This is a genomic window from Spirillospora sp. NPDC048819 (assembly GCF_040650055.1).
Classification (GTDB): domain Bacteria; phylum Actinomycetota; class Actinomycetes; order Streptosporangiales; family Streptosporangiaceae; genus Spirillospora.
Window position 1 is genome coordinate 140,523 of sequence record NZ_JBEZGN010000016.1, and the last position, 19,242, is coordinate 159,764.

General features: G+C 71.7%; 14 protein-coding genes. 9 read left to right on the forward strand and 5 right to left on the reverse strand.

Annotated elements, in window-relative coordinates; all coding sequences use genetic code 11:
- Nucleotides 1-201 precede the first annotated feature (201 nt).
- On the forward strand, nucleotides 202-855 hold the full coding sequence (locus AB0C35_RS22315) for a hypothetical protein (protein ID WP_358458772.1): 654 nt from the start codon (nucleotides 202-204) through the stop codon (nucleotides 853-855).
- An 8-nt stretch (nucleotides 856-863) separates the two neighbouring features.
- Here AB0C35_RS22315 and AB0C35_RS22320 read toward each other — a convergent pair whose 3' ends face one another.
- Nucleotides 864-2,081 carry an alpha/beta hydrolase fold domain-containing protein gene (locus AB0C35_RS22320; protein ID WP_358458774.1) on the reverse strand — a complete coding sequence of 406 codons (1,218 nt, stop codon included), beginning with the start codon at nucleotides 2,079-2,081 and terminating at the stop codon, nucleotides 864-866.
- A 137-nt stretch (nucleotides 2,082-2,218) separates the two neighbouring features.
- Between AB0C35_RS22320 and AB0C35_RS22325 the strand changes: the two genes are divergently transcribed.
- On the forward strand, nucleotides 2,219-2,770 hold the full coding sequence (locus AB0C35_RS22325) for a dihydrofolate reductase family protein (RefSeq protein WP_358458776.1): 552 nt from the start codon (nucleotides 2,219-2,221) through the stop codon (nucleotides 2,768-2,770).
- 220 nt (nucleotides 2,771-2,990) lie between these two features.
- Nucleotides 2,991-4,469 (forward strand): hypothetical protein, encoded by a 1,479-nt coding sequence (locus AB0C35_RS22330; RefSeq protein ID WP_358458778.1) that lies wholly within the window; start codon nucleotides 2,991-2,993, stop codon nucleotides 4,467-4,469.
- Between the two features lie 16 nt (nucleotides 4,470-4,485).
- Here AB0C35_RS22330 and AB0C35_RS22335 read toward each other — a convergent pair whose 3' ends face one another.
- The gene (locus AB0C35_RS22335; RefSeq protein WP_358458780.1) at nucleotides 4,486-5,823 is read right to left on the reverse strand and encodes a hypothetical protein; all 1,338 of its coding nucleotides are present in this window, start codon (nucleotides 5,821-5,823) and stop codon (nucleotides 4,486-4,488) included.
- The gene (locus AB0C35_RS22340; RefSeq protein WP_358458782.1) at nucleotides 5,769-6,113 is read right to left on the reverse strand and encodes an MmcQ/YjbR family DNA-binding protein; all 345 of its coding nucleotides are present in this window, start codon (nucleotides 6,111-6,113) and stop codon (nucleotides 5,769-5,771) included. Before AB0C35_RS22340 ends, AB0C35_RS22335 begins: the two co-directional genes overlap by 55 nt.
- An 85-nt stretch (nucleotides 6,114-6,198) precedes the next feature.
- Here AB0C35_RS22340 and AB0C35_RS22345 point away from each other — a divergent pair, with 85 nt between their 5' ends.
- The 6 genes from AB0C35_RS22345 to AB0C35_RS22370 all read left to right on the forward strand — a co-directional run bounded on the left by AB0C35_RS22345 (nucleotide 6,199) and on the right by AB0C35_RS22370 (nucleotide 15,623).
- Entirely contained in the window at nucleotides 6,199-6,546 is a 348-nt protein-coding gene (locus tag AB0C35_RS22345; protein WP_358458784.1) for a CU044_2847 family protein, read from the forward strand.
- A 7-nt stretch (nucleotides 6,547-6,553) separates the two neighbouring features.
- Entirely contained in the window at nucleotides 6,554-8,224 is a 1,671-nt protein-coding gene (locus tag AB0C35_RS22350; RefSeq protein ID WP_358458786.1) for a trypsin-like peptidase domain-containing protein, read from the forward strand.
- Nucleotides 8,225-9,304, forward strand: coding sequence for a MoxR family ATPase (locus AB0C35_RS22355; RefSeq protein WP_358458788.1), 1,080 nt, complete (start codon nucleotides 8,225-8,227; stop codon nucleotides 9,302-9,304).
- Nucleotides 9,294-13,730, forward strand: coding sequence for an SAV_2336 N-terminal domain-related protein (locus tag AB0C35_RS22360; protein ID WP_358458790.1), 4,437 nt, complete (start codon nucleotides 9,294-9,296; stop codon nucleotides 13,728-13,730). Before AB0C35_RS22355 ends, AB0C35_RS22360 begins: the two co-directional genes overlap by 11 nt.
- A gap of 43 nt (nucleotides 13,731-13,773) precedes the next feature.
- Entirely contained in the window at nucleotides 13,774-14,349 is a 576-nt protein-coding gene (locus tag AB0C35_RS22365) for a TetR/AcrR family transcriptional regulator (protein WP_358458792.1), read from the forward strand.
- A 74-nt stretch (nucleotides 14,350-14,423) separates the two neighbouring features.
- On the forward strand, nucleotides 14,424-15,623 hold the full coding sequence (locus AB0C35_RS22370) for a Cmx/CmrA family chloramphenicol efflux MFS transporter (protein ID WP_358458794.1): 1,200 nt from the start codon (nucleotides 14,424-14,426) through the stop codon (nucleotides 15,621-15,623).
- Here AB0C35_RS22370 and AB0C35_RS22375 read toward each other — a convergent pair.
- On the reverse strand, nucleotides 15,591-16,808 hold the full coding sequence (locus tag AB0C35_RS22375) for a hypothetical protein (protein ID WP_358458796.1): 1,218 nt from the start codon (nucleotides 16,806-16,808) through the stop codon (nucleotides 15,591-15,593). The two genes, AB0C35_RS22370 and AB0C35_RS22375, sit on opposite strands and share 33 nt — an antisense overlap.
- A 167-nt stretch (nucleotides 16,809-16,975) precedes the next feature.
- Nucleotides 16,976-19,057 (reverse strand): M6 family metalloprotease domain-containing protein, encoded by a 2,082-nt coding sequence (locus tag AB0C35_RS22380; RefSeq protein ID WP_358458798.1) that lies wholly within the window; start codon nucleotides 19,055-19,057, stop codon nucleotides 16,976-16,978.
- Nucleotides 19,058-19,242 lie beyond the last annotated feature (185 nt).

The following is a 19,242-nucleotide window of genomic DNA, read 5'->3' on the forward strand; positions in this document are numbered from 1 at the left end:
CCCCAGGGTCCGGGGCGGCCGCCCGTACCGCCGCAGGGTCCGTGGCCGCCGCAGGGTCCGGGTGGGCCGCCCATGCCGCCGCAGGGTCCGTGGCCGCCGCCTCCGGCGCGGGGGCTGACCTTCGGGCATCTCTTCAACCCGTTCGCCGTTGGGCGGGCGGTGTTCACGCCGTCCCGGCCGGACCGAGTACACGACCCTGTAGTGAAGAAAGTGCAGGTCCTGCGGGCGGTCGTCGGTCTGGTCGCCATCACGTGGATGCTGTTGTCCTACGGGTTGGCGTCCGACGCCGACGCCGTCCTGGAAGACCGCTTCGCCCAGATCCGCACGACCCTCATCGTGCTGGCGGTGACTTTCCCGGTCGCCGTCGCCGTCTTCATCGCGGCGGCCCGCCCGCCCAACCGGCGCCTGTTCCTGCGCCGCGTCGGCAAACCCGCCGGGGCGCTGCTCGCGCTGGTCGTCACGCTCGCCGTGCCGAGACTGATCACGGGCCTGGGCTACGTGGACGAGGAAACGAACTGGACGGCGTCGCCATGGCGGGTGGCGCTGCTGTTCGCCCTGGGCGCCTTCCTGCTGTGGCTCGGCCCCTTCGGTCTCTACGGCATCGCGCAGTCGCTCGTCCACGTCTTCCGGACGGCGGACCTCCACGAGACGGTTCCACCGCTGCTCGCGACGCTGCTCGTCTGGGAAGTCGCCCTCTTCGACGTGTTCCGGGGCACCTACGAAAGCGTGCCGTTCGGGATGCGGGTGGCCTTCACGCTGGGAGCCCCGCTGTCCGTCACCGTCGTGGCGATGTGGGAACTGCGGCGGCTGCGCACACGGCACGGCGTCACCCTGCGCGGAGCGCTGCTTCGCTGAGAAGTCGGTCAGCGACGGTCCGGGGCAGGCCACCCGGGCGTGCGCCTCTCCGAGGGGGCCGCCGCGCGGACGTATGCGCCGACCTGCGCGATCGCGGCGGCGGCTTCGGGCAGGAACGACCAGTAGAGCTGGAAGCTCTCCGCGTCCACCGGGTAGATCTCCAGCCGGACGTCGACCTTGCAGGACCGCGCGTGTTCGGTGAGCCGTTCGGCGTCCGGCAGCCCTTCGTGAGCCGCGGCCGCCTGGACGAGCATCGGAGGCAGCCCGCTCAGGTCGGCGTGGAGCGGATCGACGAGGGGGTCGTCCGCGGGACGGCCGTCGAGGTAGCGGGCGATGCCCAGCGCCATGCCCCGCCTGGTGCCGCTCGGCGCGGGCGTGGCCGGCAGCGCCTCGGGGACGGCGGCGCTGAGGTCGATGAAAGGCGTGAACAGGACACAGCGGGCGGGCAGCGGCCCGCCGCGCTCTTTGAGCCGCAGCAGCAGTGAGAGGACGAGCCCCGCGCCCGAGCCGTCGCCGACCGCCACGATCCCGTCCGGCGACGCGCCCTGGTCGATCAGCCAGGTGTAGGCGGCGCAGGCGTCGTCCACGGCGGCGGGGAACGGATGCTCCGGCGCGAGCCGGTAGTCGGGGGTCAGCACTCGGCACCCGGTCGCGTCGGCGAGGCCGCTCGCCAGGGACCGGAACCCGAACGCCGACCCGTTGGTGTAGTTGCCGCCGTGCAGCAACAGCGTCCAGGCGTCACCGGGATCGGGCGGCTCGGCCACCAGTCCCGGCACGCCGCCGGCGACGACGGGGGTGAACGCCACCTCGGGGACGACGGGGAGGAGCGCGTAGTGGCGCTCGGACGCCGCCCGCAGCGCGTCCACGTCGTCGAAGGTCAGCTCGGCGAACGGTTCGCCGAGCCGCCGGATGCGCGCGGCCAGCTCCCCGCCGACGGAACGGACGGTCTCCACGACATCGTCGATGTCGTCGAGCACGGCGGGCAGCCGGTCGAGCAGCGTCTGCCCCGCGAGGGTGAGCGTCACGCGCTGGGTGGAGCGCCGCAGCAGCACGCAGCCGAGCGTCCGTTCCAGGGCGGCGACCTGGCGGCTGAGCGTGGACGGGGACACGTACAGCCGCGCGGCGGCACGGCCGAAGTTGAGTTCCTCGGCCACGGCGAGGAAGGCACGGAGGTGGCGCAGTTCCAGGCCGTCCGGAGCCTGCGCGTGCGGTCGTTCGTCGCTCACCCCACCATGATCGGGCACGTCGGCCGGTGGCAGTGCGGAACCCGCACCGCGCCGTTGCGGAATGCGGCATTCCCTTCCGCGCGGGCGTCCGGCACTGTGGATCACACCAGGTCATCCCACCCTTTACGGAGGATCCCATGCGCACGATGTTCTCCTTCATGGCGATCAGCGCCGACGGCTACCACGCCGACACCGGCCGCGGCCTCGCCTGGCAGACCTTCGGGCAGGAGTTCGCCGACTACTCCGTCGAGCAGCTCGACGAGGTCGACACGCTCGTGTTCGGCCGCACCACCTACACCGAGCTCGCCGCTTACTGGACGGGCGACCTCGGCGCGGACTTCGACCCGCGCATCGCCGACCGCATGAACGCCCTCGCCAAGCTCGTCGTGTCACGGACGCTCGACGCGGTCTCCTGGGGAACGTCCCCGGCCGAGCTCGTCACGATCGACGGACTCGCCGAGTTCAAGCACACCTCGGGCGGGAGCATCGCGGTCCTCGGCAGCTCCACCCTCACCGCCGCCCTGCTGCGCGCCGGCCTGGTGGACGAGCTGCGGCTGATGGTCAACCCGATCATCCTCGGGGACGGCCTCAAGCTCTTCGCCGAGGCCGGAACGGTCCCGCTGGAACTGATCCGGGTCCGCCCCTTCGAATCCGGCAACGTCCTCCTCTACTACCGCCCGGCTCTCTGACGTGCGGCAGCCGGCGCGGGCTTGTGCGCACGCGGCACGGCGTCACCCTGCGGGGAGCGCTGCTTCGCTGAAACGTTGGCCGAGGGCCTGGACGAGGCCGCTGGTAGGATCTCGGGCGGTGCGTGGGCGGTCGGAGTAATGCAGCCAGGATCCCCGCCCCCGGCGTAGTGCGGCCGACCTCATCGCCGTTCGCCCGCAGGTCCACAGTTAGGTTTCCGTGTTGCTCTCCCCGCTTTCCGACCGTCTTCCGAAGGGCGGGGCCGCTTTGGCGGTGCTCAGGGGCAACTGGTTGTTCTCGGCGGTGCTGCTCGCGGGCGTCGTGCTCCGGGTGATCGTGATGCTGGGGTTCCGGGGGACGCTGTGGTTCAACGACAGTTACGACTTCCTGGCGATCGCGAACGACCCGTTCCCGCATCCGCTGCGCCCGTCCGGATACGGGATCTTCCTGTGGACGCTGAAGCCGTTCCATAGCTTGGCGCTGGTCACGGCCTTGCATCATGCGGCGATCGTCGGGGTGGCCGTGGTCGGCTACCGGATGCTCGTCCGTGACTTCGAGGTCCGGCGCACGTGGGCGGCGCTGGCGGTCACGCCGGTCCTGCTGGACTCGTACCAGATCGAGCTGGAGCATCTGCTGCTGTCGGACACCCTGTTCACCGTCCTGGTGTTCGGGGCGATGCTGGCGCTGGCGAAGCCGGGCGCGACGGGGTGGCGGCGGGCGGCGCTGGTGGGGGCGCTGCTGGGGTTCGCGGCCGTCACGCGGACGGTGGGGGCGCCGCTGTTCCTGATCGTGGTGCTGTATCTGCTGCTCCGGCGGACTAGATGGCCGGCGTATCTGGCGCTAGCCGCGACGTTCGTGCTTCCTGTCGGCGCGTACGCGACGTGGTTCCAGCAGGAGCACGGCCGGTTCGCGATGACGGGCACGGACGGCATCTTCCTGTGGGGCCGGACGGCGGCGTTCGCGGACTGCGACACGTTCACGCCGCCCCCGGATCTGGCGCGGCTGTGCCCGTACGGCGAGAAGGGCGACCGGCCCGCCTCGTCCCACCAGATCTGGAAGGAGAGCTCGCCGGTCGGGTGGTCCAACGGCGAGGCGTTCGACGAGGAGACCAACGAGGACGCGCAGCGGTTCGCGCTGTGGGCGATCCGGAACCAGCCGGGCGACTATGTGAAGGTCGTGTCGTACGACTTCTTCGTCCGGACGTTCTCGTGGAACCGGAGCCGCTATCCGACGGTCGGCACCGAGGCCAGGTATCACTTCCCGACGCGTCCCACGGCGCGGAAACCCGACCTGCCGGTGCTCGGCGGCGGTGACCGGCGGTCGGTCGTGGACGAGTACTCGCACGGCACGGGACGCCTCCACATCGTTGAGCCGTACGCCGGGGTGATGCGCGGCTACCAGGAGCGTGTGCGCGTGCCCGGGACGGTGCTCGGGATCGTCCTGCTCGTCGGTGCGGCGGGGATCGTGTGGCGTCGTGCGCGTGCGCGGACCGCCCTGTTCTGGGTGTCCGGGGTGACTCTGCTGGCCGTTCCGCCGATCACGGTGGACTTCGACTACCGCTACATGCTGCCCGCCATGCCGTTCGCGTGTTTCGCCGCGGCGATGGCGTGGGGCCGCCGCCGCGTCCCGGCCGGCCCGTCGTCCCCAGGGCCTGGCGCGGGCGTCGAGGAGGAGCCGGACGCTCAGCCCGTCCGGGCGTGAGCCGCCGGGCGGGGTCTCAGTCCTGCCAGTAGAACAGCAGGTCGCCGACGGTCAGGGGGCCGCGGTCTCCGAAGAAGTACACGTGGAGTCCTTCGAAGCGGATCGCCGCCAGATCTTCGTCGATGTACTGAAACCCCGCTTCTCGCATGGCCGTCATCGCCGGGGCTTCGTCGTTTGCGAGCATGAAGTAAGGGCCCAGCGTGCTCAGTCTGACCTGTCGCGCATTGGTGTCGATGACGTGGTAGGTGCCGGTTCCCGACCCCTCGTGTTCGCCCACCGGGACCGGGCGCCGTGGGTCCAGGCCCGCTGCGGTGAGCGCCCGGACCGCATGTGCGAGTCGCCGGTCGGCGCGCTCCCTGGCGTCCGGTGCCGGGTCCAGGCATCCCGCCTCGACCAGCCACAGGGGGTCGGTGCCACGCTGGCCCGGCGTGTACTGACGGACGATCGCCGCACGTATGTCGGACGGCACGCCGGGCAACTGGACGCGGGGCGAACCGAGCGCCTCCCACATGGGACGGATCGCGTGGCCGCGCCGGTGGAGCACCGCCAGAGCCCACAGGTGCCCCGGCCGCCGTTCTTGGACGAGCGCCAGCAGCGCATCGTCGTCGCCGTCAGTCCCGGCCAGGAGGTCATGGGCCGCTCTGGCCACCATGGTCGCGGAGTCGGCGAGCGATGGGGTGATGTCGCCGTCCGCGCGGTGCACGAGCCGCAGTCCCAGCCGGCGTTGCGCGTCGGTCGCCCCGCGGGTCGCGAGCCGCTGCGGCGAATCGGCGCCGAGCTCGGCGAGGACGGCGGGCAGCCCCTCCCGCTCGATCAGTGCGTCGATTCCCTGCTCCCCGGCCTCCCTCCGGTGCCACCACGGGTCGGCGGCCAGTTCGGCGAGCTCGGGCGCGGCGGTGAGGTCGGCGAGCCTGGCGCGCGTCAGCATGATCACCGCATCGAGGCGGTACCCCGGATCCGGATCCCGTTCCTGCGCCCGCAGCCAGGTGAGCAGCGCCCCGGAATGCGGCTGCCCGGGTACGCCCAGCACCTCCAGCAGCGCCTGGCGGATCTCGTTGATGACGCCGGGGTCACGGACCTGGTCCAGCAGCGCCGTCGCACGGTCGCCGGGGATGCGTCCGGTCAGTGCCAGCGCGCAGGCCGTCCTGCGCCACCAGGGTTCGCCGGCGTCGAGGACGAGGTCGGCGATCGCGTCCGCCGGGAGGTCCGCCAGCCGGCGCGCGAGAGCGGACGCCGATTCGGACCGCGCCGGCGACGGAACCAGGTCCCTCAGCCGGCTCCGATCGAGGTCGCGGGCCGTCACGGCGTGCCGAGGCGTGCGGCGGCGACCTTCTTCGGGACGACCATGCGCCACGCCTCCATCACCAGTTCGCGCATCTCGGGCTCGTCGAGCGCCGCCGTCCAGGCGTGGACCCAGTTGAAGCGCATGTCGGATTCGCGCGGAAGGTGGAACTTCGCGGGCTCGGACTCGATCAGCGCGGCGCGTTCCTCTTTGGGGAACGCGAAACCCATCACGGTCTCGTCCTGCGAGAAGGCGACGTAGACGATGGAGCCGACGCGGAACTTCACCTGGTCCCTGATCAGGTGCTCGGACGTGCGGGGGAGCGTCCGCGTGAGCGCCCGCACCTGCTCGACTGTGATCACGGTGTCCTCCTTCGGCCGTGTGGTCTCCAGCAAAGCACCCCGGAACGCATGATCTTGATAGATTTTCGTGGCGAAGGGGGCGGTCTTGAACGAACTGGTGCGCTGGCAGACCGAGAACGGGACCGTGGTCGTGGAGACCGACGACCGGGAGCCGGGATTCCAGTCGGTGTCCCGCGCGGGCGACATGATCCATGACGCGGCGGGCCGGTTCGAGGACGCGTTCCAGAGCGTCCGGGACGCGGCGGAGACGGCGCTCGCGGCGCTGCGCGGCGGCGCCCTCGACCCCGACGCGGTCGAGCTGGAGTTCGGCGTGAAGCTGAACGCGGCGGCCGGGGCCGTCATCGCCAAGACCTCCGTCGAAGGGCACCTCAAGGTCAAGATGACCTGGGGGCGGCCGCTGACGGCGGCGCCGGAGGAACCGGAGGGGGCTTAGCCGCATCGTGGACGACTGGCAGTGGCGCGCCTGGGTCGGCCATCCGGCGGGCGGCAAGCTCGGCGCGGCGTTCCTCGTCACCGAGACGCGGCTGCTGACGTGCGCGCACACCGTCCACGGGCTGGAGGAGGCCCGGGTCGGGTTCCCGGGGCTGCTGGAGGATCTGCCCGCCGCGGTCGTCCGGTGCGGTGACTGGCGGCAGGCGGGCGACATCGGCGACGTCGCCGTGCTCGAACTGCGTGAGCCCGTCCCGTTCCGGGCCGCTCCGCTGGCGGCGCCGGAGGGCCTGCACGAGCGCACCCTCGGAGGCAGGACGTTCGGCGTCTGCGGTTTCCCCCGGCGTCCCGACCAGAACGAGCGGCACGCGACCGTGACGACGTCCCCGCATCGCGGCATGCGGCGCGAATGGTGGGAGCTGAAGACGGCGCCGGGCGACTGGCTGGAGGAGGGCTACAGCGGGTCGGCCGTGTACGACGCGGCCACAGGCGAGGTCATCGGCATGGTGACGAACGCCGAGCTCCGGCACGGTGACCGCGCGGACCTCGGCTGGATGCTCCCCATCTCCCACATCCGGACGTACTGGGAGGAGCTGGACGACCTGCTGCCGCTGCGGTGGACGACCCCGGAGGCCCGGCGCGACCTGCGGGAACTCCTGGACGGCGTGCGTTTCACCGACCCGCTCGCCGCCGATCTGGAACGGGTCGTCGGGCGGGCGGCGCTCGGCGGGTTCCGCTCCGCGTGGGGTTCGGTCCGGTACGTCGCGGAGGGCTGGCCGGAGGAGCGGCTCACCGGGTACCTCGCGGCGCTCGGACGGCACCTGCCCGAGCCCCGGCGGCGCCGGCTCGCGGCGTGGTCCGCGCGGCACCTGCCGGGCGCGGCCCCCGCCGCACCGCGCACCGGGCCCGCGTCGGTGATCGTCCGGCTGGAGCGGGTGACGTTCGACAACGCCTTCGACGTCACCGTGCACACGTGGATCGACGGCGCCGAGGGGCCGTCCCAGAAGACCGAGCGCGTCACCGAGCGGCGGGTCCGGGCGGTGGTGGAGGCGGGCGTGGCGGGGCTGGCGCCCGCGCTGTTCGGACGCGACTGGATGATCGAGTTCGCGGTGCCGGAGAGCTGGCTCGGCAAGCCGTTCGAGCAGTGGTACGTCGACCCCCGCAACAAGATCCCGATGCGCCGGTACCCGGTCGTCGTCCGGGACGTGGAGCGGCTCCGTCCCGACTCGATCCGGCGCGACCAGGCCCACCACCGGTGGCGGCTGCTGAACGAGCGGGGGCGCAGCGACCCGCGTCCGATCGCCTGCGACGCGCCGCGCAAGGGCAGCGACTTCGAGGACTGGCTGGAGGCCCACGTCGACTTCTGCGTGCTCGTCTACGGGTCGCGTCCGGTGAAGAGCTGGCTGACGGCCGCGCTCAACAACGGCATCCCCGTCATGCTGTGGACGCGGACGCCGTGCGACGCCCCCGCCCACGGCGACTGCCGCGGGCACCGCGTCCTCGACGAGCTGACCGCCGCCGTCGGCGACAAGCATCCGGGTGAGCTTCCGCAGGTCGCGCTCGCCCTCCGCAAGGAGGCGCTCGTCGCCCCCAAGAACACGCCGCATTGCGGACGTGACCTGACGCTGCTGTGGGACGATCCGTCCCGGCTGCCCGACCCCCCGCTCGCCATGGAGGTATAGGTGCCCGACTGGCTGCTCTACACAGGGAGCCGACTCCCGCACGACGGCATCGACCGGCTCCCTCCGCCGCCGCCCTGGCGCGCGTTCGACGGCGGGCCCGTGCTTCAGGTGCCGAAGGGCGGTTCCGGCAACGCGCACCAGGCGACCACGTACCGTCCGTCGGACGATGCCGTGCAGCAGGTCAACGCCGCTTTGTATCTGCGCCGTCCCTTGCTGGTGACGGGGCCGCCCGGTACCGGGAAATCGACCCTGGCCTATGCGGTGGCCCATGAACTGGGGCTCGGACCCGTCCTGCACTGGCCCATCACCAGCCGGACGACCCTGCGCGACGGCCTCTACCAGTACGACCCGCTGACCCGTCTCTACGCGGCCGAACGGGACAACGCGCCGAGTGACGAGGACATCGGCCGCTACATCCGGCTCGGGCCGCTGGGGACCGCGCTGCTCCCCTATGGCCGCCCCCGCGTCCTGCTCGTCGACGAGATCGACAAAAGCGACATCGATCTGCCCAACGACCTCCTCACCATCTTCGAGAAGGGCGAGTACGAGATCCCGGAGCTGACCCGCCGGGCCGACCCGTCCGCCAAGGTCATGACCGCCGACGGACCGTCCTCCAGCCCCCACCCACCACCATCCAAAGGACGAGCTCCGCTCGACAGACCGTCCTCCAGCCCCCACCCGCCGCCATCCAAAGGACGAGCTCCGCTCGACTGGCCCGGCGCCCGCGTCACCGTCACCGCCGGGACCGTCCGCTGCCACGCGTTCCCGCTCGTGGTGATGACCAGCAACGGCGAACGCGAGTTCCCGCCCGCGTTCCTGCGGCGCTGCGTCACCGTCGAGCTGCGGCAGCCGTCGGGGGACGCCGAGCTGTCGGCGATCGTCCGCGAGCACCTGGGGCCGCTCGCCGACCAGAGCGACGACCTCGTCCGCCGCTTCCTCGAACGCTCCACGGCCGGCACCCTCGCCACCGACCAGCTCCTCAACGCCGTCTACCTGTGCCGCCACGCCGACACCGAAGACCGCCGCGCCCTCGCCGACCGGATCATGCCGTACCTGACCGGACCCATCGATGACGATTGACCGGTTCCGGGAGGTCCTGGAGGCGGCCGGGCCGCCGCCGGACGCCCGGGAACTGAGCGAGATGCTGTGGCTCGCCTGCCACATTTCCCCTCCTGGGCAGGACGCGCCCCCCGACCCGCCGGTCCCGCCTCCGAAGGTCTCCGAACAGCCCGCGAACAGCCCAGGTCTGGCCACTCCGCCCGCCCGCACCCCGCCGCCCCCGCCCACCCCGCTCAGGGCGCTCCACCCCCGTCCCACCGCCGAGGCCGAACCCGGCGCCGAAGCCGAACAGGTCCTCGTCCCCACTGCGCCCATGCTGGCCGACCCACTCGGCGTGCAGCGGGCGCTGCGGCCGCTGAAACGGCGCGTCCCGTCCAGGCACCGCGTTGAGCTCGACGAGGACGCGACCGCCGCCCGCATCGCCGACACCCGCATGTGGACGCCCGTCCTCGTGCCGTCACCCGAACGGTGGCTCAGCCTCAGCCTGGTCGTCGACACGGGCCCGACCATGCGGCTCTGGCGTCCCCTCGCCCGCGAGCTGACGGAGGCGCTCCTCCGGCAGGGCGCCTTCCAGAACGTGCACGTCAGCTACCTCGACACCACGGGACGCATCACCTCGACCCCCGACGCCCCGCCCCAGGATCCCGGCACGCTCCTGGACGCGTCCGGCCGCCAGGCCGCGCTCATCCTCAGCGACTGCTCGGGCCCCCACTGGTGGGACGGACGCGCCGGCCGGGCCGTCCGCCGCTGGGCGCGGTCCGGGCCGACCGCGATACTCCAGCCCCTCGCCGAACGCCTCTGGCGGCGCACCGCCGCGCCGGCCTCGCCGGGGGTCGCCGCCCTGCCGCGGCCCGGCGCCCCCAACACCGATCTACGTTTCACTCCGTACGACGGCGTCGCGGCGCCCGGTGTGCCCGTCCCCGTCCTGGAGGTGGCGCCGCGCTGGCTCGGCGCATGGGCCAGGCTGGTCTCCGGTTCGGACCCGCAGCCCGCCGCCATCACGACACTGCCGTCCCGCCCGTCCGGGACGGCCCCGCTGCACCGCGAACGCGAACTGCCCATCGGCGAACGCGTCAGCCGTTTCCTCGCCACGGCCTCCCCGGACGCCGCCGAACTCGCCGCCCACGTCGCCGTGTCCGTCCCGTCCCTGCCCGTCATGCGCCTCATCCAGCACCGGATCCTCGGCGGCTCGGCACCGGGGCAGCTCGCCGAAGTCCTGCTGAGCGGCCTCCTGCGCCCCGCCGGCGGCGCCCGCTACGAGTTCGTCCCCGGTGCCCGCGACGCCCTCCTCGACACCCTCCCGCGCCCCGAGGCGCTGCACACCCGCCACGTCCTCGAAGCCGTCTCCGCCGAGATCGAACGCCGCGCCGGCACGTCCGCCGAGACCTTCCGCGCCCTCCTGCCCGCCGAGGGCGGCCCGGTCACCCTCACCGCCGACACCGACCACTTCGCCCTCCTCACCCCCGAAACCCGCTCCCACCTCGCCCCCGCCTCACAGCCGTCCACCGCGGTCCCGAGCCTGCTGGACATCCAGGGCGCGACGGTCGACGAACTGCTCGGCGAGAACTGGGACCGTCCCCCTCATTCCACCGCCATCGGCTTGGACGGCAACGCGGAAACCGTGTGGCTCGATGTCCTGCGCGGCGGCCGCTTCGGCCCGCACGGCATGATCACCGGCCCGCGACGCGACCGCGACGCACTGCTACGGACGATCGTGTTCAGCCTCGCGCTCAGGCACTCCCCGAACGTCGTCACCTTCGCGTTCGCCGACTGCACCGGAGGCACGTCCTTCGCCGGACCGGAGAACCTCCCCCATGTCGCGGCCGCCGTCCACACCACATCGGCGGAGTCGCCGTTGATCGGCCGGCTTCCCGCCGTCCTCGAAACCGAACGGAGGCGCCGTGAAGCCGTCCTCCGGGAGGCCGGGACCCCGAGCTGGGGCGACTATCAGGCGGCCATCGCCGAGGGACGGCCGCTCGCCCCACTGCCCGCCCTGATCGTGATCGTCGACGACACCGGCCCGCTGCTGGAGGCCCGTCCCGACCTGATCGAGCCCTTCATGGCCCTCTGCGAAGAGCGCCCGGCCCACGGGATCCGGTTCGTCTTCTGTTCACCGGACGAAGTCGCTCTCCTCGCCGACCTCGTGGCATGGCGGATAGAAGTCCCCGGTGGAACGGGCTCCGCGTCCCTCGAGGTCTACGGGGAACGCAGTGATACGAACTTCCGCCCGGCGCACATCTCTCTTGATGCCGTCGATCCCATCGTGGAACGGATGCGTCAGCAAGGTCCCCAGGCGGGCGGGCTCCCCGGGCTTGCGGAGCCCGCACAACCCGATACCCCGGTTGGGACTCCGGCCGCTCCCGAAACCGAGGTTCCCGAGAGCGACGTTCATGAGAGCGACGTTCTCGAGTTGAACGGCGGCGGATCCCTTGGATCGTGGGCGCTCCCGGCATCCACACCGCGCAACCCCGCCATCGGTCTCGATCCAGAGGGTAACGCCGTATCCCTGTATCCGCTCGACCTGTCGGCCGGAATCCCGCACGGCCTGATCGTGGGAGACACCAGGGCACGCCAGCACGTCCTGCGCGTCATCGCCCTCGCCCTCGCCACCGCGTACTCACCCTCGGACCTCACCCTCGCCGTCGCCGGGCTCGGCGAGCATCCCTTCCGCGAACCCCTCGCACTCCCGCACGTCCGCTACTCGGACGACGAACTGCTCGGATCTCCACAGAAGCTCCAGCGGTTCACCGAGTTCCTGTCGGACGAACTCCGCTCCCGGGCCGAGGCGCCGTCCCCGGGAGACCTGCCGCGCCTGCTCGTGGTGGCCGACGTGTCGCTGACGTTCCCGTCCAGCAGACCTGTGGTGGCCGAGACGCTGCTCTCGCTGGCGCAACGCGGCCGGGCCCTCGGCGTCCAGCTCCTGGTGTCCTCGTCCACCGTCGAAGGCACCATGATCTGGAACCGTTTCCTGCCCCTGCTCGGCTGGCGGATCGCGGCGGGCCGAATGCCGCCCTCGCTTCAGCGCGTCCTCGGGCGGGCGAGCCTCCCGTTCCCCGACGAACGCACCGCCTACCTTCTCGCGGGCGGCGGCTCCCCCCGCCGTTTCACGCTGGCACCGGATCCACCCGGACAGGCCCTCAGAGACTTCATCGTCCGGACCACCCACCACCACGCGGACGAGACGCTCCCCGACCTCCTCATGACCGACCCTCGCGGCGAGGACGGGGGTGTCATGGACGTACTCCGGCGGCTCTGCGTTTCGGAGATCGCTGCCAGGCGCTGGGGCCAGCATCGACCCCGTCACCTGGTGTACGCGGGGACGGACGAGCCGCGGATCGCCAGGCTGGCGACGTTGTACGGGCAGATGCTGGCCGCTCTGGGGGTTCTGTCGCACGGCAACGTGCGGGAGGCCACCGTCGGCTGGTCGGGCCATGTCACCGGCGAGCCGGGCACGACGATGACCGACCTTTTCCGGGGAAGCCGCGGCGGCGTGCTGCTCCTGCACATGAGCCGGGTGCACGACGACACCGCTGAAGACGCGACCGGCCCGGGCTTCCATGAGGAACTCCGGTTGCTGTCGCAGGAATACGGCGAGGACCCGGTCATCGTCCTCTGCGCGGACGCCGGGCAGATGACCGGCCTCCGCGGATTCGACCCCACCTTCAGGGACCGGTTCCGCAGATTCACAGAGTTCCCCCGGGTCCGGCCGCAGACCGAGGAATTGCACAGGTCCGCGTCCGACCGTCCGGCCGCGGTCCGCGGCAGCGCCCCGCCGGTCGTCACGGGCGGGCGCATACCGATCGGGATCGAGACCGGCACTCGCGAACCCGCGTTCGTGGACTTCAACGCCGACCGGCATCTGCTGATCAGCGGCCCTTCGGGTACCGGGAAGACGACCGTGATGCGCGGGCTCATCGATGGGCTCCTCTCGCGTCCCGACGCCGACGGCACGACGCTCGTCTATGTGTTCGACAGAGGCGGCAGCCTGTGGAGCCCGTCGCGTACGGAGCTCTGGGAGCGGCCCGGGCTGCGCTACACCACATGGCCCGAGGACTTCACAACGCTGATCTCCGAGGCCCTCCGGGCGACCCGGGAACGCCTGCGCAGCGGCACGGGACCCGAAGTGTACGTCTTCATCGCGGGCCGGAACCATCTTCTCGGCGAGGACCCGCTGAGGCCGGTCCTCCCCCAGCTGAGCACGACCCGTGAGCGCGGCCTGCACCTCGTCCTGCTCCGGCACCGGATCTCCCTCGGTGACCCCCTCGACCCGATGGTCACGATGTTGCGCGCGTTCGGCTCCCCGGTGCTGCTGACAGGTCATGCCGGTGGTCACGAAGCAGAACTCTGGGAGGTGCCTGACGCTCTTCAGGGTCCCCTGCCGCTGGGCCAGGCGGTCCTGGCGCATCCTGACCGGCACCGGATCATCGAGCTGCCGGAGCCGTCGTGACCTGTATTGGATCGAGCTGTCCATAACGTGTTACGGTGCGGGTATGGCGCGGCCGAGGAAGTTCGAGGAGGAGCGGGCGGTGGAGGCCGCCATGCGGGCCTTCTGGACGGACGGGTACGAGGCGACCTCGACGCAGGAGTTGTGCGAGGTCACGGGGCTCGGGCGCAGCAGCATCTACAACACGTTCAAGAGCAAGCGCGACCTGTTCGAGAAGGCGCTGACCCTCTACATGGACACCAAGACGTCCAGCGTCATCGAGGTTCTGGAGGACGCCGGCCGGCCGGTCCGGGAGCGGCTGCGGACGATCCTGGAGTGGGCCGTCGAACCCGGCGCCGGCGATCCGGCCGGGTGCCTGGTCGTCAACACGACGGTGGAGATGGCGCCGCACGACGAGGGGATCGCCGAGCAGCTTGAGCGGGATCTGCGGGTGCGGCTGGCCGCGCTGAAGGCCGCCATCGAGGACGGGATGCGCACCGGGGAGATCGACCGGGGCAAGGACGCGCTGGCGCTGGCGCACTTCGTCGTCTCGACCGTCGGCGGCATGCGGGTCGCCGCCCGCGGCGGCGCCGACAGGCGGACGTTGAAGTCGATCGCCGACACCGCGATGGACGCCATCTGAGACACGGGACGGTCAACGCCGTCCCTTTTTCATGAGCCGATTTTGTACTGACCGATACAGAAAGGGCGACGCCGATGCCACTGGCCGTCTATGTACTGGGGCTGGCGATCTTCGCGCAGGGGACGTCGGAGCTGATGCTGGCGGGGCTGCTGCCCGGCATGGCGAACGATCTGGGGGTGTCGGTGCCCGACGCCGGCCTGCTGATCTCGGCGTTCGCGATCGGGATGCTCCTGGGTGCGCCCGTCCTCGCCGTTCTCATCCGGCGCTGGCCGCACCGCCGGGCGCTGCTGGCGTTCCTCGCGGTGTTCGCGGTGACCCACGCGGTCGGAGCCGTGACGCCCGAATACTGGGTGCTGTTCGCCACGCGGGTCGTGGGCGCGTTCGTGTACGCGGGGTTCTGGGCGGTGGCGGCGGCGACGGCGGTGGACCTCGTCCCCCGGGACGCGCGGGGGAAGGCGATGGGGATCGTCGCCGGCGGGCTCACGGTCGCGGCGATCGCGGGGCTGCCCGCGGGGACGGTGATCGGTCAGCATCTCGGCTGGCGGGCCGCGTTCTGGGCGGTCGCGGCGATGTCGGTGGCCGTGATGGCGGCGGTGGCCGCGACGATCCCCGGCGGAGGGACCGGCGGCGAGGTCCGCCGGGTGCGGGACGAGCTGCGCGCGGTGGCCGTCCCCCGGCTGTGGCTTCTGTACGGGACGACGGCCCTGGCCACGAGCGGGTGCCTGGTCACGTTCAGCTATCTGGGTGCGCTGCTGACCGAGACGACGCGCATCGCGGAGGCGTGGGTGCCCGGTGTGCTCGCCCTGTACGGGGTGGGCGCACTCATCGGCATCACGATCGGCGGGCGGACGGCCGACGCGCGGGGCATCGCGACCCTGTACGCCGGGTTCGGCGGACTCGTGGCCGTTTCGGTGGCGCTGGCCCTGACCGCGCGGTCGCCCGTCCCGGTGGTGGTCCTGGTGTTCCTGCTCGGCTTCGCCGGGTTCGCGACGAACCCGACGCTCAACACGCGGGCGTTCGGGATGGTGGACGGTGCGGCGACGCTGGTCGCGGCGGGCAACGTGGTCGCGTTCAACGTCGGCATCACCATGGGCCCGTGGCTCGGCGGGATGGCGATCGACGCGGGCGCCGGTTACGCGTCGCTCGGCTGGATCGGGTCGGGCCTCGGCATGCTGGCGCTGGGAGCGGTGGCCCTCGGGCAGATGCGCCGCCGGACGGCCACCGCCCCCCTCCGATCGCGGTCAGCGGCAGGAGTCGGCGGGGAAGCTCCATAGGGCTCGCTTGCGGGCGTACTCGGCGACCGTCCAGATGCGGTGTCGGCCCCGGTAGCAGGCCAGGTCCTCGGGGCCGTGCGAGATGGTGCGGTACGTGACGCGGCTCCAGTCCCACAGGCCGCGGTGGGTCATGAGGAGCCGGCCGCGCTTCTTGCCGCGGCCCTGAGTGAACCACCAGTGTCCGTTCGTCCTGACCCCGCCCTGGATTCGGTCGCCGGGGAGCCAGGCGGCCCAGTCGGCGTGGACGGTGCGGGTGCCGGAAAGCGCCCGCAGCGGCCAGGTGACCACGCGTCCTTGGGGGCCCTTGGGGCGGCACCACTCACCGGCGATGAGGACGTGGTTCCAGGTGGTGCGGTCAACGGCGACCCAGGACATGCGGAGCGGCCCAGAGCCGCGGCACTTGCCGCCTGTCCTGCCGTGAGCGAACTGCCAGCTTCCCGTCTGCGGCATCACGTACCGGTAGCCGTGGCCGTAGTACTTCTCGCCGTGCAGGCCGACCCGGCCCGATCTGCTGGTCGAGCCCGCTTTGCTCTTAGCGAGGTCGTAGATCTCGCGCATGTCGAACTCGCGCACGCCGTGGCGGGTGTCGGCCACGTACAGCTTGTCGCCGTACCAGGCGATGCCGCCCGCGTGGATGCCGATGTCGGTGTACGTCGGCTGGTTGCCCCGCATCGTCGGGTAGACGAGCAGGACATGCCGGTAGGTGCGCTTGCCGGGGTTGACGAATGTGAGCCTGATGCGGCCGCTGTCGTGCCAGGACACGAGGATGGGCCTGCCGCCGCCCGCCCATTGTTCGCCGCCCACCGCGTCCGACACGGTCGTGACGCCCTGCGGGACCCAATTCCTGGTGTTGGAGTCCGCCTTGTTGAAGCAGTACACGAGCGAGTGGGCGGGCACAGCGGCCGCCTTGCCGCAGCCGCGGCGGAGCCTTTTCTGGCCGGACGAGTTGAGCAGCGCATCGACGCTGCTCCTGTGGAGTCTCCTGTCGAGCGCCCGGATCGGCGCGGTGCGGTCGGATCCCCGGCGGAGGTCGAAGTCGCGGAGGTCCGGGTCCGCCGCCCGCGCCGGTGCCGCGTGGACGACGCCCGGCACCGCCGCCACCGGCGCGGCCAGCGCGGCGCCCGCCGCGACGAGCGCGATCCTCCGACTGCGGACACCGGACACGATGCGCTTCAAGATCATCACGTTCCGCAACGTATCCCAGGCCGGACGGCCGAAACGGCGCCGACAGACCTCCGGACATGCAACTTAGTTTTCGGCCGCCATTACGTCACCCGGGTGAACCGCCGGCTGCGGACGGGCGTCGGCGGACGGCCCCCGGTGGGCCGGGGACCGTCCGCGGACGTTCCGGGTCAGCGCAGGCGGCACGTCCCCGTGTCGGACTTCGACGGGTCGCTCTCCGAGGTGCCCGTCAGCCGCAGTCCCGCGCGGCGGTCCGCGCCCGGCCCGGCCTTCGCCCACACCTCGACTCTCGTGCGGTCCCCGGCCTCGGCGGTGGCCAGCTCGTTCGGCAGCCAGGTCGTCCAGCCGTCGCCCGTGACGGCGGCCTTGAGCCGGAAGACGTCGGAGCCGTGGTGGCCGGTCCCGCCAGTGCCCCTGTTGTGGAGCGTCAGCGTGCACTTCATCCAGCCTCCGCCGGTCGGCCTGGCGCGGCCGTTGCCGACCCGCACGCCGCGCGGCTGCGGCCCGGCGCCGTCCAGTGAGCGGATCGCGACCGTGTAGGACAGGACGCCCTTCCCGTCGCGGTGCAGGTCGAGGATGTAGAAGTGCAGGCGGTTGGCCTCGTCGACGTACTCGTACTCGCTGCCGGAGTCCGTCCCCGCGTGGTACAGCGCGTCGGAGAGCTGCCGGTAGTCGCCGATCGTCATCATCCGCGGCGTGCCGTCCGGCATGACGAAGTCGACCTTGTCGATGTCCTGCGGGTTGGCGTCCTTCACCCAGATGAACGGGGCCCGGTCCCGGTCCTTGGTCTTCGCGAGCAGGACGCCGGAGTCGGGCGTGAACGAGTCGGTGCCCATCCGGTCGACGACCTCGATGGTGTAGTTGTCGTAGCCGCCGCCGTCGCAGAGCGGGTCGGTGGAGGTGTCGCAGGCGGGGCTCTTGTCGCCGCCCTCACCGAGGCTCAGGTTGATGCCCGCGAGACCGTTCCCGCCCGGTTCGGTGGCGCGGGCCGTCACCCTGGCGACGACCATGCCGGACGAGGCCAGCGCCTCGCGGTCGAGCCGGAGCACCTTGCCCGGGTCGACGATGCCCAGCTTCATCTTGTTGCGGAGCATGTGCTGCGCGCCCATGGACGCACCGCCCGTCGCCGGGATCGTCCACCGGCTGTGCGGGCCGCCCGGCCCGTTGAAGGTGCCGCGGCTGAGCATGTCCCACGGGCCGCTGAAGGCGCGGCGCGGCGGGACGCTGTACGGGTTGTTGTAGTTGTCACCGATGCCCAGGATGTGGCTGAACTCGTGGGCGAATACCGACATGCCGGAGCTTTCCGCCTGCGTGGAGCTGCCCGACGTGGCGTTCGGCCAGATGGTGGAACCGGCCTGCCAGGACGTCCAGTCGATGTAGCGGGTGTCCACCCAGTTCGGCAGGTTCGGGTCGCCGGGTCCCCACTCCGGCGGCACGTTCTCCTTCGTGCCGAACTTCATCTCCCCGAACTCCTGCCAAGTGGACGACTCGTCCTGCCCGGCGCTGAGGAAGAACACGAAGTCGTACTTGGCGGCCTCCTCCTCGCCGACGTCGGCGATCCACGCGGCGCGCGCGTCCTCGCGCAGGTCACGGTCGCAGGTGTCGCCCGAAGGGCAGCCCATCCCGCCCTGCATACGGCTGTCCACGCCGTACTCGTGGTCCTTGGCGGGCATCTGGTACGCGCCGAACGCGGTGAGGTCCACCCCGTACCGGCCGCCGGAGTCCTCCATCCAGTACTCGTGGAGGGTGTGGCCGTGGTTGAGTTCCTGCGGCTTGTTGAGGAAGTCCTCGTAGAACGCGGCGACCCCGGCGCGCGGGACGTCGCTGACGCCGACGGGGTTGCCGAAGATGCTGGAGTTGTGCGGCCGCGTCACCTCGAACGGCTGGTTGGGGTAGTCGACCAGGACGATCGCGCCGTTGAAGTTCTTCACCGACCCCTTCCGGGACGGGTCGGCCCATGACGTGCCCGGGACCGGCGTGTAGTCGTCCCACGTCATCGTGTCGGGAAGCTCGTAGCGCTGCGGGTCGATGGGACGCGGGGCGCCCGCCGCGAAGGTGCGGGGCGACGGCTGGGCGCGCTGCCACGGCTGCGTCCGCGGCCAGTGCCGCATCTGCCACGGGTTGGCGGTCGGTTTCGGGATCGCGGTCTGTTCGGGGACGGGTTCCGCCTGCGCGGCGGCCGGGACGGCCGCGAGTCCCACGACCAGACCCATCGCCGTCGCGGGCACCAGCAGCATGTTCTTGGCGCGCATGTCTCCCCTGCCTGTGGTGAACTGCGCCTCCGGTGGGCTGCGCAGAACGTAAGGCAGGAGATCGCGCCCGGCTACGGCCGACTTAGCCGATCTCGCGTTGTCCGCCCTGGCATGTCGCACAGCGCGCCCAGGTCGGACCGGCCGACCGCGTCACGCCGGCCGGCTGCGGGCGCGCCCGGCGATCA